The organism is Eisenbergiella massiliensis (assembly GCF_003435485.1).
Genome location: NZ_QVLV01000014.1, coordinates 69,273 through 84,763 on the forward strand (window position 1 = coordinate 69,273; position 15,491 = coordinate 84,763).

General features: G+C 48.7%; 13 protein-coding genes. All 13 read right to left on the reverse strand.

What is annotated here, in order from left to right; genetic code table 11:
- Nucleotides 1–29: 29 nt before the first annotated feature.
- On the reverse strand, nt 30–344 hold the full coding sequence (gene ylxM / locus DXC51_RS18635; RefSeq protein ID WP_021637245.1) for a YlxM family DNA-binding protein: 315 nt from the start codon (nt 342–344) through the stop codon (nt 30–32).
- 214 nt (nt 345–558) lie between these two features.
- A complete protein-coding gene (locus tag DXC51_RS18640) occupies nt 559–1,179 on the reverse strand; it encodes a M48 family metallopeptidase (protein WP_044915597.1) in 621 nt (206 codons plus the stop codon).
- A gap of 18 nt (nt 1,180–1,197) precedes the next feature.
- Nucleotides 1,198–2,079 (reverse strand): YitT family protein, encoded by an 882-nt coding sequence (locus tag DXC51_RS18645; protein WP_243003229.1) that lies wholly within the window; start codon nt 2,077–2,079, stop codon nt 1,198–1,200.
- Between the two features lie 337 nt (nt 2,080–2,416).
- Nucleotides 2,417–3,628: a threonine ammonia-lyase gene (ilvA, locus tag DXC51_RS18650; protein WP_025490192.1), complete on the reverse strand. Its 1,212-nt coding sequence runs from the start codon at nt 3,626–3,628 to the stop codon at nt 2,417–2,419.
- A 94-nt stretch (nt 3,629–3,722) separates the two neighbouring features.
- Nucleotides 3,723–4,664 (reverse strand): signal recognition particle-docking protein FtsY, encoded by a 942-nt coding sequence (gene ftsY / locus DXC51_RS18655; protein WP_021637240.1) that lies wholly within the window; start codon nt 4,662–4,664, stop codon nt 3,723–3,725.
- Nucleotides 4,665–4,716: 52 nt separating this feature from the next.
- Nucleotides 4,717–8,277, reverse strand: coding sequence for a chromosome segregation protein SMC (gene smc, locus DXC51_RS18660; RefSeq protein WP_117545153.1), 3,561 nt, complete (start codon nt 8,275–8,277; stop codon nt 4,717–4,719).
- 11 nt (nt 8,278–8,288) lie between these two features.
- Nucleotides 8,289–9,008, reverse strand: coding sequence for a ribonuclease III (rnc, locus tag DXC51_RS18665; RefSeq protein WP_330413854.1), 720 nt, complete (start codon nt 9,006–9,008; stop codon nt 8,289–8,291).
- 105 nt (nt 9,009–9,113) lie between these two features.
- The gene (acpP, locus tag DXC51_RS18670) at nt 9,114–9,341 is read right to left on the reverse strand and encodes an acyl carrier protein (protein ID WP_021637236.1); all 228 of its coding nucleotides are present in this window, start codon (nt 9,339–9,341) and stop codon (nt 9,114–9,116) included.
- Nucleotides 9,342–9,360: 19 nt separating this feature from the next.
- Nucleotides 9,361–10,374: a phosphate acyltransferase PlsX gene (gene plsX / locus DXC51_RS18675; RefSeq protein ID WP_025490194.1), complete on the reverse strand. Its 1,014-nt coding sequence runs from the start codon at nt 10,372–10,374 to the stop codon at nt 9,361–9,363.
- Nucleotides 10,375–10,771: 397 nt separating this feature from the next.
- Nucleotides 10,772–11,692 carry a family 43 glycosylhydrolase gene (locus DXC51_RS18680; RefSeq protein ID WP_117545154.1) on the reverse strand — a complete coding sequence of 307 codons (921 nt, stop codon included), beginning with the start codon at nt 11,690–11,692 and terminating at the stop codon, nt 10,772–10,774.
- 19 nt (nt 11,693–11,711) lie between these two features.
- Nucleotides 11,712–12,593 carry a carbohydrate ABC transporter permease gene (locus DXC51_RS18685; RefSeq protein ID WP_117545155.1) on the reverse strand — a complete coding sequence of 294 codons (882 nt, stop codon included), beginning with the start codon at nt 12,591–12,593 and terminating at the stop codon, nt 11,712–11,714.
- Nucleotides 12,594–12,604: 11 nt separating this feature from the next.
- On the reverse strand, nt 12,605–13,525 hold the full coding sequence (locus DXC51_RS18690) for an ABC transporter permease (RefSeq protein ID WP_117545156.1): 921 nt from the start codon (nt 13,523–13,525) through the stop codon (nt 12,605–12,607).
- Between the two features lie 132 nt (nt 13,526–13,657).
- Nucleotides 13,658–15,346: an extracellular solute-binding protein gene (locus tag DXC51_RS18695; RefSeq protein WP_117545157.1), complete on the reverse strand. Its 1,689-nt coding sequence runs from the start codon at nt 15,344–15,346 to the stop codon at nt 13,658–13,660.
- Between the last annotated feature and the right edge of the window lie 145 nt (nt 15,347–15,491).

The following is a 15,491-nucleotide window of genomic DNA, read 5'->3' on the forward strand; positions in this document are numbered from 1 at the left end:
GTCTGGTTACATCACAGTCACAGAATAAATTACATTTCTGCCAGAATCTCATCCGCCAGCTTCCTGATCTTTTCATCCGGCGTCAGCTGTTTGATCTCTTCCAGCTTTTCTGTGATAATCCTGAACTTTTCCATCAGGTGCAGCCTGCTTTCGTAATCCTCCAGCGTCTTGTCGCACCTCTTTATCAAATCGTGAACACCCTGTCTGCTGATTCCCGCTTCCTGGGCAATCTCGCTTAAGGACATGTCATTCATTACCGCATCTTCATATATCCGGCGCTGGTGCTCATTGAGCAGCTCGCCGTAAAAATCATATAACAGACCCTGTTCCACTATCTTTTCCATTGCCTTATCACCCTGTGCCTGTTATCTGCTGCCCGGCTCTCTCCGGAAGCTGTGAAGGTTCTCATCAGCTACTGCGCCCGGATAACCGCAGTTGTAATCTTACTATAAAAGGAAGAAGGTGTCAAGTATTTTTTCTTGACACCTTCTTTTTTTCCTTAACATCTTATTTTTCCTGAATATCTGCATTTTTCTGCAGTACCAATCCCGCCAGCTGTCAGTCAGGCAGCGCCATCCGCCTCATTATCCTGTCCCCGTTCTCACGAAGCCATTTTTTCCGAAGCTTATAATCCGGCAGCACTCTTTCCACTTCCTTCCAGAACCGTTCCGAATGGTTCATTTCCAGGCGGTGGCAAAGCTCGTGGACCACTACGTAATCAATCACCTCCGGCGGCATAAGCATGAGAAGACAGTTAAAATTCAGGTTTCCCTTGCTGCTGCAGCTTCCCCAACGGGACTTCTGGTTGCGTATCGTTATCCTTCCATAGCTTACTTTTACCAAAGGCGCATAATAAGCGGTTCTCTGCGGAATATACTTAAGCGCCTCCCCGGCAAGCTTTCTGATTTCTTCTGTTGTGAGGCGTTCCTCAGGCTGCAGTGCTTCGTTCCTCTGTCTTTCCTTTATCTGCTTTATATGTTTTGTGATCCAGGAAGATTTTTCTTCCACAAATCTGCGGATTTCCGAATCAGGCATCCTGTATGGCGCGCGAACCGTAATATCGAGCTTCTCATCTATCTGCAGACAGACCGTTCTGCGGCCGCTTCTGACTACCCTTATTTTCAATTCTTCCTGTTCCGCTGCTGCTTTTTCATACCCTCTCTGTAAACAATAATCCATTTTCTTCTTTAACATCCTTTAAATTTTCTCGCTGAAAATATTCTTATACCCTTCCCCGTAAATCTCCGTGGCGCTGGAAACAATCATGAAAGCGAGAGGATCCTCCTCCTTCACGATCTCCTCCGCTTTTGGGGACATGGTATTGCGCATAACGCACATAATCACCTTTTTGGGACTGTTGCTGTAGGCGCCCTTGCCTTCCAGATAGGTTACGCCGATATCCAGCTCCTCCAGAATCCTTGCGGTGATTTTTTCCGAACTGTCACTGATAATATAGATAAGCTTCGCCTCATCCCTGCCATAAAGTACCGCGTCAAACATAATGCTGCACACCACAACGGCCAGGATAGCATACATAATGGTATCAAAATCCCCAAATACCAAGAGAGAGGCGGATACAATCAGGATATCCGTCAGGAAGAACAGCCTTCCTGTTTTAAGATGTTTATACTTAAGCCGAAGGAATTTAACAATAATATCCGTCCCTCCTGTAGTCGCTCCGGCTTTGAAAACGATCCCCAGCCCGATGGCCATGAGAATCCCCCCTGCCAGGGCGGCCAGCAGCGGCTGTGAGGTGAGCGCCCCGAACCGGGCAAAAAAATTGGTAAACACGGCACACATCAAAGTAGCGTAAATGGTGGAAATGATAAACCTTAAGCCAAACTTCCACAATCCCGCTATCAGTATCGGGATATTTATCAGCAGCATGCCGGTACCGGTGGGAAGTCCGGACAGACGGTTTATGATCACCGCAATACCTGTGACGCCTCCGGGCGCCAGGTTGTTGGGATCCAGAAACAGACTGATGCTCACGCCATAAATACAGGCCGCCGCCGTAATCATGACGTAATCATAAATCCGCCTTTTCACCGATTTCTTTTCCACAAACTTTTCTGTCATAAAAAACCTCCCTTTCCATAATCCCACAGTCAGCACCCCGCCGCAGGCAACGGGCATCAACTCTAAAACGCCGTGCCTGCCACGGTAAATCCCTATTAAAAAAACCGCATAATTAACTTACGCGGTTTAATCAGCATCTAAAAGCCTACGGCTGCTTTCGACACATCTTTCATATCAACATTCTCTCCAGAGCCGGCGGAAGCCAAACCTCCGCCGGCAGGCGCAGTAAACCTGGTTTACTGCGATATATTTCCCGCAGCAGTCACCGGATGGATTTATCCCCGGCCTGCTTCCTTCGGAAATGAACCGCCATTGTCCATTTTCTGCAATATGGCGCTTAAATATTCGTTCTGACCAGTTTCGGCTGATAACCTTCTTTCTCCAAAGCGGCCAGAATCTGATTTTTATGATCCGTCCCAAAGGCTTCCAGAGTAATGCGCAGCTCCACAGCCGCGCTGCGGTTGATGGATACAAACTGGTTATGCTCCAGCTTGATAACATTTCCGTTTTCCTCTGCAATCACAGCCGCCACGCGGGAAAGCTCGCCCGGCTTATCAGGAAGCAGAACGGAAACGGTAAAAATACGATCCCTGAAAATCAGTCCGTGCTGCACCACGGAGGACATGGTAATTACATCCATGTTGCCGCCGCTTAAAATGGAAACCACTTTTTTATTCTTCACGTTCAGGTGCTTGAGCGCCGCAACGGTAAGCAGTCCGGAATTTTCCACAACCATCTTGTGGTTTTCCACCATATCAAGGAATGCTGTCACCAGTTCCTCGTCGCCCACGGTTATGATTTCATCAATATTCTGCTGTATGTAAGGGAAGATGATGCTTCCGGGCGTTTTTACGGCCGTACCGTCGGCAATGGTATTGACCTTGTCAAGCGTCACTACTTTTCCCTGCTCCAGGGACGCCTGCATACAGTTGGCCCCTGCAGGTTCCACGCCAACCACATGAATCTTGGGGTTGAGAAGCTTTGCCAGCGTGGAAACGCCTGTGGCAAGTCCGCCGCCGCCGATGGGCACGAGAATATAGTCAACCAGGGGCAACTCCTTGAAAATTTCCATCATTATGGTTCCCTGGCCGGTGGCAACTACCGGATCATCAAAGGGATGGATAAAGGTATATCCGTATTCCTCCGCCAGTTCGTAGGCCTTTGCGCAGGCTTCATCATATACGTCTCCGTAAAGAACAACCTCCGCGCCATAGCCCTTGGTGCGGTTTACCTTCATCAAGGGGGTCGTGGTCGGCATTACAATCACCGCCTTGCAGCCATAGGCCTTCGCCGCATAGGCCACTCCCTGCGCATGATTGCCGGCGGAGGCTGTAATCAGTCCTTTGCTTCGTTCCTCCTCCGTCAGGGTGCTTATTTTATAATAAGCGCCGCGAAGCTTGTACGCGCCGGTCAGCTGCATGTTCTCCGGCTTAAAATAGACCTTGTTTCCCGACTGGTTGCTGAAATATTCACTGAATACCAGCTTAGTCTCCTGTGTTACTTTTTTTACCACCTCGGAAGCCTCTTCAAACTTCTCCAGGGTGAGCATTTTGTTTTCTTCCATGTTTACTCCCATCTGCGCACTTTGGCGCGTACAATTCAGTCCGGAGGCATTGGTTTTCTTCCAGACATGCCCTGCCTTTTTATTCTTCTTCCGTCTTTACATCAAACAGAGCATTGACAAACTGCTCCGGATCGAATTTCTGCAGGTCTTCCATATCCTCTCCCACGCCGATATATTTCACCGGCACATTCAGCTCCGACTGGATTGCCACCGCAATCCCGCCTTTCGCCGTACCGTCCATCTTTGTAAGGATAATACCGGTCAGGTCGGCTACCTCGCCGAATTCCCTGGCCTGTGCAAGGGCGTTCTGCCCTGTGGTTCCATCCAGGACCACCAGGTTTTCCCGATGGGCATCCGGAAATTCCCGGTCTATGATCCGGTTCATTTTCTTCAGCTCTTCCATCAGGTTCTTTTTATTATGAAGCCTTCCGGCGGTATCGCACAGAAGCACATCCACATGCCTGGCCTTTGCTGCATTCACCGCATCAAAGACCACGCTGGCGGGATCCGAGCCTTCCGCCCCGCCGATCATATCAACGCCCGCCCGGTTGGCCCAGCCCGCAAGCTGTTCCCCTGCGGCGGCGCGGAAAGTATCCGCTGCGGCAATCAGCACCTTCCTGCCCTCTTCCTTGAGCATGCCCGCCAGCTTGCCCACAGAGGTAGTCTTTCCCACGCCGTTTACGCCGATTACCAGAATCACCGACTGCTTCTTTTCAAAGTCATAGGCGGTTTCCCCTACCTGCATCTGCTCCTTTATGCTGTCGATGAGCAGCTGCTTGCAGGCGGAGGGCTCCTTGATATGCTGTTCCTTCACCTGCTGCTTCAGGCGATCCAGAATATTGGAGGTGGCATTTACGCCGATATCCCCCATAATCAGGATTTCTTCCAGTTCTTCATAAAATTCATCGTCAATCGCCGAAAAGCCGCTGAATACGGAGTCGATTCCATGCACAATATTATTTCTTGTTTTATTCAGGCCCTCTTTCAGCCGGGCAAAAAAGCCCTTCTTTTCTTCGCTCATAGCTACCTCCTACTGATTAGCCGCAGCATCTCAAACCATCCTGCTGTTACGATTAGTTTTCCAAATCCCTGTCTATCAGGCTTACGCTTACCAGCGTGGAAACACCCTTTTCCTGCATGGTGATACCATAGAGCCTGTCGGCCTTTTCCATGGTTCCTCTTCGGTGTGTAATAACAATAAACTGCGTGGACTTCGTCAGCTTATGTAAATAATTGGCGAACCGGCCTACGTTGCTGTCGTCCAGCGCCGCCTCGATTTCATCCAGCAGGCAGAACGGCGAAGGCTTCAGGTTCTGAATAGCAAACAGGAGGGAAATCGCAGTCAGTGCTTTTTCACCGCCGGAAAGCTGCATCATATTCTGCAGCTTCTTTCCCGGCGGCTGGGCGATGATTCGGATTCCCGCTTCCAGAATATCCTCATCCTCCATCAGCTCCAGGGTTCCCTTTCCGCCGCCGAAAAGCTCTTTGAACACTTTGTCGAACTCCTGGCCGATCTGGGCGAATTTTTCCTTAAACTGCCTGCGCATCGCTTCATCCAGCTCCAGGATAATCTTTTTCAGGGCTTCCTCCGCCTGCACCAGATCATCATGCTGGGTTTTCAGGAAGTTATAACGTTCCATCAGGTTTTTATAATCCTCGATGGCGTTTACGTTTACATCCCCCAGCTTTCTTATCTGCTCCTTCAGGGAAGCGATTTCCTTTTTCATGCCTGCCAGATCCTGCAGGCCTTCCTTTTTAAGCGCTGCAGCGCTGCTCAAGGTAATTTCATACTCATCCCACATGTAGTTGATCTGGGCTTCCACAGCCTCCTCCAGCTTTTCACGCTGGGCGTTCAGCCGGTATACTTCCTTATCCAGCCCTGACAGCCTGTCCGACAGGCTTTCCCTGTCCGCAAAAAAGTTTTTCTGCCGTCCGCTTAAGGCTTCTTTTCTTTCCATGTCGGCCTTCAGCTTCTCTTCGCCGTCGGTCTGGGTGCTCAGGGAATCCGCTATGGTCTGCTGCAGCCGGCGGATATCCTCTTCCCTCCGGGTGATATTCACAAGGTTTGTTTCCATTCCCTCCAGGATTTCTTCCAGCTCAGCGGCAAACCGGCTGATTTCGCCTTCAATACGATCCAGGTTGGTCTGTTCAAAGCCCTGCTTCTGCCTGATTTTTTCCACTTCCAGATCCCATTCGGCCACACGGGAGCTGTGAAGGCTTTCCTCGCCCCTTTGCCCCTCCAGCAGCTTCTGCGCCTCGCCGATTCTGGCATCCACATCCTTTTCCAGCATTTCGGAGGCTTCCAGCTGTCTGAGGATTTCATCTTTTCCGTTTTTTATCTCTTCTATCTGGGCGGCGATTTCCTTCTGCTCGGTCTGCAGATCTCCATATCCCTGTTCCGTCTGTTCTTTTTTCTCTCTGGCGGCCGCCACATTCATCCGCGCCGTATTCTGATGGATAAATTCCTCCTGAAGGGAGGCCTTTACCTGTTCCAGATCCATGCGCAGCTGGTTTCTCCGCTTTTTTGTCTGTTCAATGGAATCCAGCAGCCTGTCAATAGCCATCAGGGTTTCCCTGACCTTTTTCCCAAGCTCCTCCATTTCCCTGCGGCGTCCCAGCAGATTGCTGCTGTTCTTATAGGCACCGCCGCTGATGGAACCGCCGGGATTAAAAAGCTCGCCCTCCAGCGTCACCATCCGCAGGCTGTATTTGTATTTTCTTGCAATCCTGACCGCATTGTCCACGTTGTCAACCACAACGATTCTTCCCAGAAGGGAGGCCGCAACATCGCGGTAGCGCTCCTGCGTCGTCACCAGGGAGTCCGCAAGACCCAGGACACCGGCTTCCTGCAATACCTCTTTTCTCTGGAATTCCTGCCTGTTACTGATGCTGGTCAGGGGCAGGAACGTGGCGCGGCCGGCTTTGTTCTGTTTCAGAAAGGCGATCATTTCCTTGGCGGTTTCTTCATTTTCCGTCACAATGTTCTGGATGCTACCGCCCAGGGCCGTTTCAATGGCCACCTCATATTTTTTGTCCACCTTGATCAGATCGGCAACAACGCCTATAATCCCCGGGCTGTTTTCCTTCTGCTCCATGACACGCTTTACGCTGCCACCATAGCCTTCATAACGCTCCGTGAGATTCGACAGGGCGTCCAGCCGGGATTTATCCTGATGGTAAAGCACCTGGGTATCCCGCAGCTTCTGATCCTTCCCCGACAGCTCATCCCGTATCTGGTTCAGCTCTTCCTCCAGCAATGTCTGCTTATCGTTGAGGGCCGATATATTTTCATTAATCTGAAGGAATTCCTCCTCCAGCCTTTTAATGTTTTCCTCCTGCCAGGCTTCATCCGATTTTGCCCGCAGCAGCCGGGAATTCAGCTCTGCCCTGCGGATCTGGATCTGCTCCAGCATGGTATCAAAACGTCCCATACGGGATTTGATGGTAGCGCGTTCATTCAGCTCGGTAATAATCGTATTTTTACCGTTTTCTATTTCCGTATTCAGCTCATCAATCCTGGCCTGTACTTCGGACAGCCTGGCCTTAGCCTCCTGCCTTGCAAGCTCTACCTCCTTCAAATGGGCGTCTATCTTGCCCTTTTCTGTAAGGATTGCCGCTTTGTCCCCGCTCTTTGCATCAATTTCACGCTGCAGGGTTTCCTTACGGTTTTGCAGATGCTTTTCATTTCCTCTGGCGGAATTGATCTGCTCTTTCAGGACGTTGATTTCCCCTTCCAGCTTTCCCCTCAGCATGCCGGTGTCGTTCAGCTGGGAACGGGCCTGTTCAATGCGCTTATCCAGTTCTTCGATTTCCGTCTGGATTTGATCGTATTCCTCTTTGATATGTTCATATTTCTCCGTGGTTTCCTGCAGATCCCGGGAGGCTATTTCGTATTTTTCACCAACTCCGGCCAGCTGCCCACGCAGACGGTCATTTTCCAGGAGAAACACATTGACATCCAGATTCTTCAAATCTTCTTTTTTCTTCAGGTAGACCTTTGCTTTTTCCGCCTGCTTTTCCAGCGGCTCCACCTGCTTTTCCAGCTCTGAAAGAATATCGCTGACGCGCAGCAGATTCTGTTTTTCATCCTCCAGCTTCTTCTGGGCGGCGGCTTTCCTGCGCTTGAACTTAACGATTCCTGCAGCTTCGTCAAAAAGTTCTCTTCTTTCCTCCGGCTTTCCGCTCAGGATTTTGTCAATCTGGCCCTGGCCGATGATGGAGTAGCCTTCCTTGCCGATACCCGTATCGTAAAAAAGCTCATTCACATCCTTCAGCCTGACCGGCGAACCGTTCATCAGATATTCGCTTTCCCCCGAACGGTAAATGCGCCTGGCCACCGTCACCTCATCATAATCAATTGCCAGCTGGTGATCCCTGTTGTCCAGGGTGATGGCCACATAGGCGTAGCCCATGGGCTTTCTTTGCTCCGTGCCGGAAAAAATGACGTCCTGCATGGAAGCGCCGCGCAGCTGCTTCACCCGCTGCTCGCCCAGCACCCAGCGGACGGCATCGGCCACATTGCTTTTCCCGCTTCCATTGGGTCCTACGATTCCGGTGATTCCATTGTGGAACTGAAAGGTTATTTTGTTGGCAAAGGATTTGAATCCGTGTATCTCAATACTTTTTAAGTACATTAGTTTAATCCTTATTCCTTATTCTTCCGAAGCGCCAGGATCGCTTCATAGGCCGCCTGCTGTTCCGCCGCTTTCTTGGTGCGGCCCTTTCCCTTCCCGATAAGCTTTCCGTCAAGCACGGCGTCTACCAGAAATTCCTTGTCATGATCCGGCCCTTCCTCCCCGGTAAGCACATATTCAAATACGGCCTCCGGCATAGTCTGTATCATCTCCTGAAGCACGGTCTTACTGTCATAAAAAAGGATTTTATTCTCCAGATCAGAAAGCACAAACCGGTGAATAAAATCATGCGCCGCCTGAAAACCTCCGTCCAGATACATGGCTCCGATTACCGCTTCCATAACGTCCGAGGTAATGGAATCCCGTCCTCTGCCTCCGGTAGCTTCTTCTCCCTTGCCCAGCAGCATATACTGCCCCAGCTCCAAATCACGGGCACAGTACGCCAGCGCCGGTTCACAGACCATGGAAGAACGCAGCTTCGTCAGCTTGCCTTCAGGCATCTGGGGGTTCTCATGGAACAGGAAATCACTGGATACCAGCTCCAGCACCGCATCCCCCAAAAATTCCAGCCGTTCATAATCTTCCAGTTTGTTTATCTTCTGCTCATTGGCAAAGGAACTGTGGGTCAAAGCCTGCCTCAGCAGCTTTTTGTCACGGAAGGTGTACCCGATCCTTTTTTCAAGCTCTTCCAATGTATATTTCACACTTATCCGGTCCTTTCTGCATATCAAAAAGCCCTCCAGGTTTCCCTGCCACGGGCTTTTCTTATACGATTATTAGATTCATCGGCAACTGTTTCCATGCCCTGACGGGAGTCGTTTTCCCTCTGCCGTCCTCTATCTTGTATTTCTGATCAGCTCGACCGCTTCGCCTACCGTGCTGATTTTTTCCGCATCGGCCGGTGCGATTTCGATACCGAATTCTTCCTCAATGCCCATCACGATCTGGAACACATCCAGAGAATCCGCACACAGATCGTCAACAAAGGTGGTCTCTTCTGTAATTTCCTTGGGATCCACGCATAACACTTCCGCTATGATAGTTCTCAGCTTGTCAAGTTCCATATCTTTCGTCCTTTCTTACTTACTCAGCCGCTCCGGAAATCACTTTCTGGATCTTCCCGTTAATATCCTGTTCCTTAAAGGTTAAGCACTGCAGAATTGTGTTTTTGATTTCCACGGCTTTGGAGCTTCCGTGTGTCTTAACCACCAATCCCTTCAGGCCAAGCAGCGGCGCCCCGCCGTACTGCTCCAGGTCAAAGGCCTTCAGCGTCTGCTTCAGCGCGGGCTTTACAAGCAGCGCCCCTATCTTGCTTCGCAGATTCACCATCATGCCGGACTTGACTTTACTGATTAATGTAGCCCCCACGCCTTCATACAGCTTCAGGACCACGTTTCCCACAAATGCCTCGCAGACTACCACGTCAGCCGCACCTGCCGGGATATCCCTCGCTTCTATGCTGCCGATAAAATTGATATCGCTGCATTCCTTCAGCAGCGGGAAGGTTTCCTTTACCAGCGCGTTTCCCTTTTCCTCTTCCGCGCCGATATTGACGATGCCCACCCTGGGCTTCTTAATTCCCATGACATTTTCCATATAAATGGAACCCATTTTTGCAAACTGCACCAGCTGGGAAGGCCTGGCATCCACATTGGCCCCGCAGTCAATGAGAAGGGAGGCTCCCTTTTCCGTAGGAATGAGCGGCGCCAGCGGCGGGCGTTCCACACCCTTGCTGCGTCCCACGATAACCTGTCCGCCTGCCAGTACGGCTCCCGTACTTCCCGCGGACACAAAGGCATCGCATTTTCCTTCCCTTACCATATAGAGACCCTTTACAATCGAGGAATCCTTCTTGCTGCGGATGGCCGCCACAGGAGGCTCCGCCATGGCAATTACCTCCGTCGCATTCACGACCTCCACCTGCTCCTGGGGATAGGTATATTTGGCAAGCTCCGCCTTTACCTGTTCCTCTTTCCCCACCAGGAACACTTTTATCTTCTTTTCCGCCTGGATCGCTTCCACCGCGCCCTTGACTATTTCTGCAGGCGCATTGTCACCGCCCATGGCATCCACTGCCACCTTTACATAATCTGCCATCTTGCTTCCTCCCTGTCGCCGCTGATTCTGAGTATGGGAGCTTTCATCCCCACTCTCCCTGTGCATCAAAGCACACACTGAATGGGAATATAAATTTATTTTTCTCCCATGCCGCACTGCGTAATCCGCTCAAACCTCGCAGCCAGGCTCTGTCCGTTCCTGCTGCTACGGCGCTGCAGCCGTATAAAAGGCAAACCGCAAAGCCCACCTGCGGAATTTGAGTATCCTATATAAATATACTAGACATGCCTGTAAAAATCAAGCGAATTGTCCGCCGGAGGGCAGAGTGGGCACAAGCCCGCCGCATTTCAATGACACAAGCCCCGGCCTGAAAACAGGCCGGGGCTTGTGTGAAATTACATATTATTTGTTTTTGTTTCGCAGCATACCGGCCGCACTAATTTTTCATTTCCACCTTCTCCATCAATCCGTCAGCTCCAAACCGTAAATCAGCGATACAGGTTTCCCTGTGAAACCCTTTCCCCTTATCGTACTTAGCCAACGGCGTAGCAAAACGATGATAGGCAATTCGATAAGTGTCCTCTCCGGGCACGGCGGAAATGCTATGGTGTCCGGTTCCCAGTATGTCTCTTTCCGGATCCTTTTCCAAAATTGCATAACGGTAAGTTATCGGGCCCGTAAGAGATTCGGAGGTTCCATAGTTTACATGATAATTCTCACTTCCCGTATCGTCGCAGGACCAGGTGAAATGATAAATACCCTGTCGTTTCAGAACAGTAATGGCTTCTCTGAAATCAAACGCGCCTTCCAGATTCCTCAGTGTCTCAACACAAATCGATGTCATGTTATCCTGCAGCTTCACAATAGCCGGATTTCCGTTCCCAAACAAAAGCCAGGTATCCCCGTCCTCCTGATAAATGGATGGATCAATCGTCTGCCCCATGGAAATTCCGTACTTTTTCATCATTTCCATTGTCAGAAGCGGCTGATGCTGTGCCTGAAAAGGCCCGGCAGGATGTTCGGCAACTGCTACACCGATGCAGGAACTGCCGCTTTTATCCTTGGCACAGTAATAAAAATAATATTTTCCGTTCTTTCGCGCAATACAGGGCGCCCAGGCACTGCCTGATGCCCATGGCACCTGTTCTGATGCCACGTCAAGAATCAATCCCTCGTTATGAAAGCTTATTCCATCCTCAGATGAAAACACATAAAACTGTGTCCCCGACCAGTTTTCAAATCCGTCCGTTGTGGGATACAGATACCATACGCCATCAAAACACACCAAATCCGGATCCGCATATTCGCCCTTTAGTACAGGATTTGTAAAATCCGCCTTAAGTAAATCTTTTTCCACTGCCGTATTCTCCTTATGCTCATTCTTTCACGGAACCCAACGTAATACCCGTCACAAAATACTTCTGCATAAAAGGATATATAATTAATATGGGCACCGTCGCTATCACTATTTTAGCAGAATTGAAGGTTCTTTGCGACATCATATTTATGAGCTGCTCCGTTGACAGCTTTGAGGTGTCGGACATATTAATTACCAGGGACTGTATATATGTCTGCAACGGAACCTTAGACGGCGTATTGATAAGCAGCATGCCGTCAAAGAAATTGTTCCAGTGCCCCACAATGCTGAACAGAGTAACCGTTGCGATAGCGGGCTTGGCCAGCGGGACGCAGATTAAAGACATCATCTGTATCTGGTTAATTCCATCGATTTTCGCAGATTCTTTGATGGCCTTCGGCTGGTTCCTGAAAAAATTCATCAGCAGGATAACATTATAAACCGGCACTGCGGAGGGAATTACCAGCGCCCAGATACTGTTCAGCAGTCCGGTGCCTTTAATCACAAAATACCAGGGAACCAGGCTCGCCCCAAAAAGCATACAGAAAATGGTGAACCACATGTAGCGGTCTCTGGAAGGGAACTCATCCTTTTCCAAAGACAGCGGATAAGCCATCAACACGGTGCAGATCAGGTTCAGGCCGCCGCCTAGAATAACCCTTTTCACGGAAATCCAGAAGGCCTGAAAAAATCGGGAATCATTCAGCAGATATTCATAAGAAGCCAGAGTGAATTCCACCGGCCAGAAGCTTACCCTTCCTGCCACGGCCGCATTTTTGCTGCTCAATGACAAGGCCAGCACATGAAGCAGAGGCAGAAAACACAGCAGTCCAAGGATAATGAGAATCAGAGTTACCACAAAATCAAATATTCTGTTTTCCAGCGTTTTATATTTCAGCATACTCTATCCTCCTAAAAAATGCGGTAATTCGCAAACTTGCGCGCCAGATAATTGGAAGTTACAATCAGCAGGAAACTGACTACCGACTTCATCAGCCCGATTGCCGTTGCCAGCGAATACTGTGCGCTCTCGAAGCTCATCCGGTAAACATAGGTATCTATAATGTCTCCCGTATCATAGACAATAGGAGAATACAGGTTATATATCTGATCAAAGCCGGCATTCAGCACATTGGCAATATTTAGCGTAGCCACAAGGACCACTGTTACTTTAATACCGGGCAGCGTAATATTCCATATTTTCTGCAGCCGGCTGGCCCCGTCGATGGAAGCCGCTTCATACAGCTCCTGATTAATTCCTGCCAGCGCAGCAATAAAAATAATGGCTCCGTAACCGAATTCCTTCCATACATCCGTTCCTACAATAATCCCCTGAAACAGTTTGTTGTTTCCCAGAAAAACGATTGCTTCATCAATAATTCCCAGCTTCATCAGCGCCATGTTAATGATTCCGCTTCCGTCAAGAATATCCCTGAAAATCATGGCAAGAATAACCCAGGAAAGAAAATGTGGCAGGAAGCAGATGGTCTGAACCGTCTTTTTAAATCTTTTTCCTGACATTTCATACAGCAGAACTGCAAAAAAGACGGACATAACCAGATTGAAAACAATTTTCCCCACAGCAATGACAAGGGTATTTCTGAATATCTTAAAGGTGTCCGGAAGCATAAACATATATCTGAAATTATCCAAGCCGACCCATTTTGATTTAAAAAAACCAAGTACCGGCTGAAAATTTTCAAAGGCCATAATATTTCCGAAAAAAGGAAGTATCGTGTAGGTAAACAACACCAATACCCCGGGAAGAAGCATCAGATGAAGCGGCCATGTATTTTTTAAGGTTATTTTCCTTTTCTTTTCAACTTTCTTCATGTGATCATACACTCCTGTTTTATTTTCCACAGAGAAATTTCTACTTTTGCCGCAAAAAACGCTACCTTGCAAGAAGGGGGAATCACAAGGATTCTCCCTTCCATAACAGGTATCTCAACAGATTGATTCTTTTTACTGTTTCAAAGCTTCCAGTTCTGCAAGAATGTCACTGCCGCCCAGGGCGTTCCACTGTTCAACATATTCATCAAAGGAATCAATGGATGCCTCTCCATTTAATATCTTTAAAAAGGTCTCATCTTCTAATTTTTCCAGAGTTGCCCATTTACTGTCCATTGTCTCCGTTCTCGAATAAGAAGCGTCAAAAATCTGGTTCATATTGCCCACTTCCTGTCCCAGAAGGCCTGCCGAACGGACATAAGACCATCCAAACAGATTATTGGCTTCCGATGCTGATTTTACATCTTTCGTTGCCGCCTGATAAGATTCATACCACTGCAAAGCTTCACCGGATAACTCAGAAACATCTTTTTTACCGTTTATTACTTCCAATGCTGCCAGAGCCTTACCTTCTTTATCATCATATCTGGAGAGAAGAATGGAAAAAGGCATTGTTGTCCAGCTGTAAGGATCTGTAGGATCTGCTTTCAGGCTCACACCCTGATCCTGGTCGATATCAAACTGATAATTCATTGTTTTGATCGCCGCTTCCTTTACAGCTTCGGAAGAACCTGCTTTTACAACAAGATAGTTTGCGGAAGGAGAAATCATTGCAGTATTATATTTTCCATCATCTGCAAGAGGTGCAAGATAGCAATTCCAGAAGATGGAAGGATCGTCAGAAAGCATACCATTCAACGGCCAGTTCATATTCCACCATGCGCCAAAGAAAATTCCGGACTGTCCGCTGGTAATCAATTCTTCACAGGTACTGCTGTCTCTTACTACAAAGGAAGAATCAATCACACCTGACTCCACCAGCTTTCTGATTTCTTCCAGAGCAGTTTTAGTTTCAGCGGTATTGGATCCATAAACGATCTTGCCGTCCGCACCCGTAATGAAATGCTTCGGGTAGGAATTGTAGCGGGCGAACAGAGCGTCTATTCCATATGTATTGCTGCCTCCCTTGCTTACAATCTTGGAGGACACTATCAGACCGTTGGTCGTACCCTTTTCAGCCTTAAATTTTTCCACAATGTTAACAATGTCTTCTACTGTTTTAGGCTCCTCCAGATTTAATTCCTCCATCCAGTCGCCGCGCACGAAAAGCATCGGAATTCCGTCCGCCCCAGGGCTGATGCTGGGCATGCCCATTAATTTCCCGTCAAAGGTAGCACTGGCAAAGCTGATTCCTTTTGTGGTATCATAAGCTGCCTTCAGGTTATCGGAAGCATATTTGTTATAAGCATCCGACATATCCTCTATGGCGCCTGCGGCCACAAGCTGGCGAAGCTGTGATTCGTTCACCACCATAACATCCGGAATTTCACCGGAGGTAATCGCCATGCTGACCTTTGTTTCATAGGTATCGCTGGGAACGGAAAAATCATACTCAAACGTTATACCCAGCTTTTCACTGATATGATTTACAAGATAGTTATTGGAGGAATCTTGTCCATCCAGATAAGTAGCTCCGGTATCTTCACTTCTTCCCACATGAAGCGTAATTTTCTCCGCCACCGGGCCATAAGGATCCGCTTCTTCCGATGCGGCAGCCGCCTCTGTACCTTCCCCCTTTGATTCTGCCTGCTGCGTTGCTGCAGAAGATGCTGTGTTGTCATCCGCTCCTGCACATGCCATCAGGGAACCTGCCATGGTAAGTGCAAGTACGATGGATAATCCCTTTGAAAACTTTCTTCTCATAACCTGTAATACTCCTTTTCTATCTCAATTTTATTAACTTGTGCACACCAGTTAATTTATATTAATATTATATTTTTATTTTCATGATGCGTATATAATAAAAATCCGACATTCATTTTAATTTCTTGTACACTTCACCCAAGCA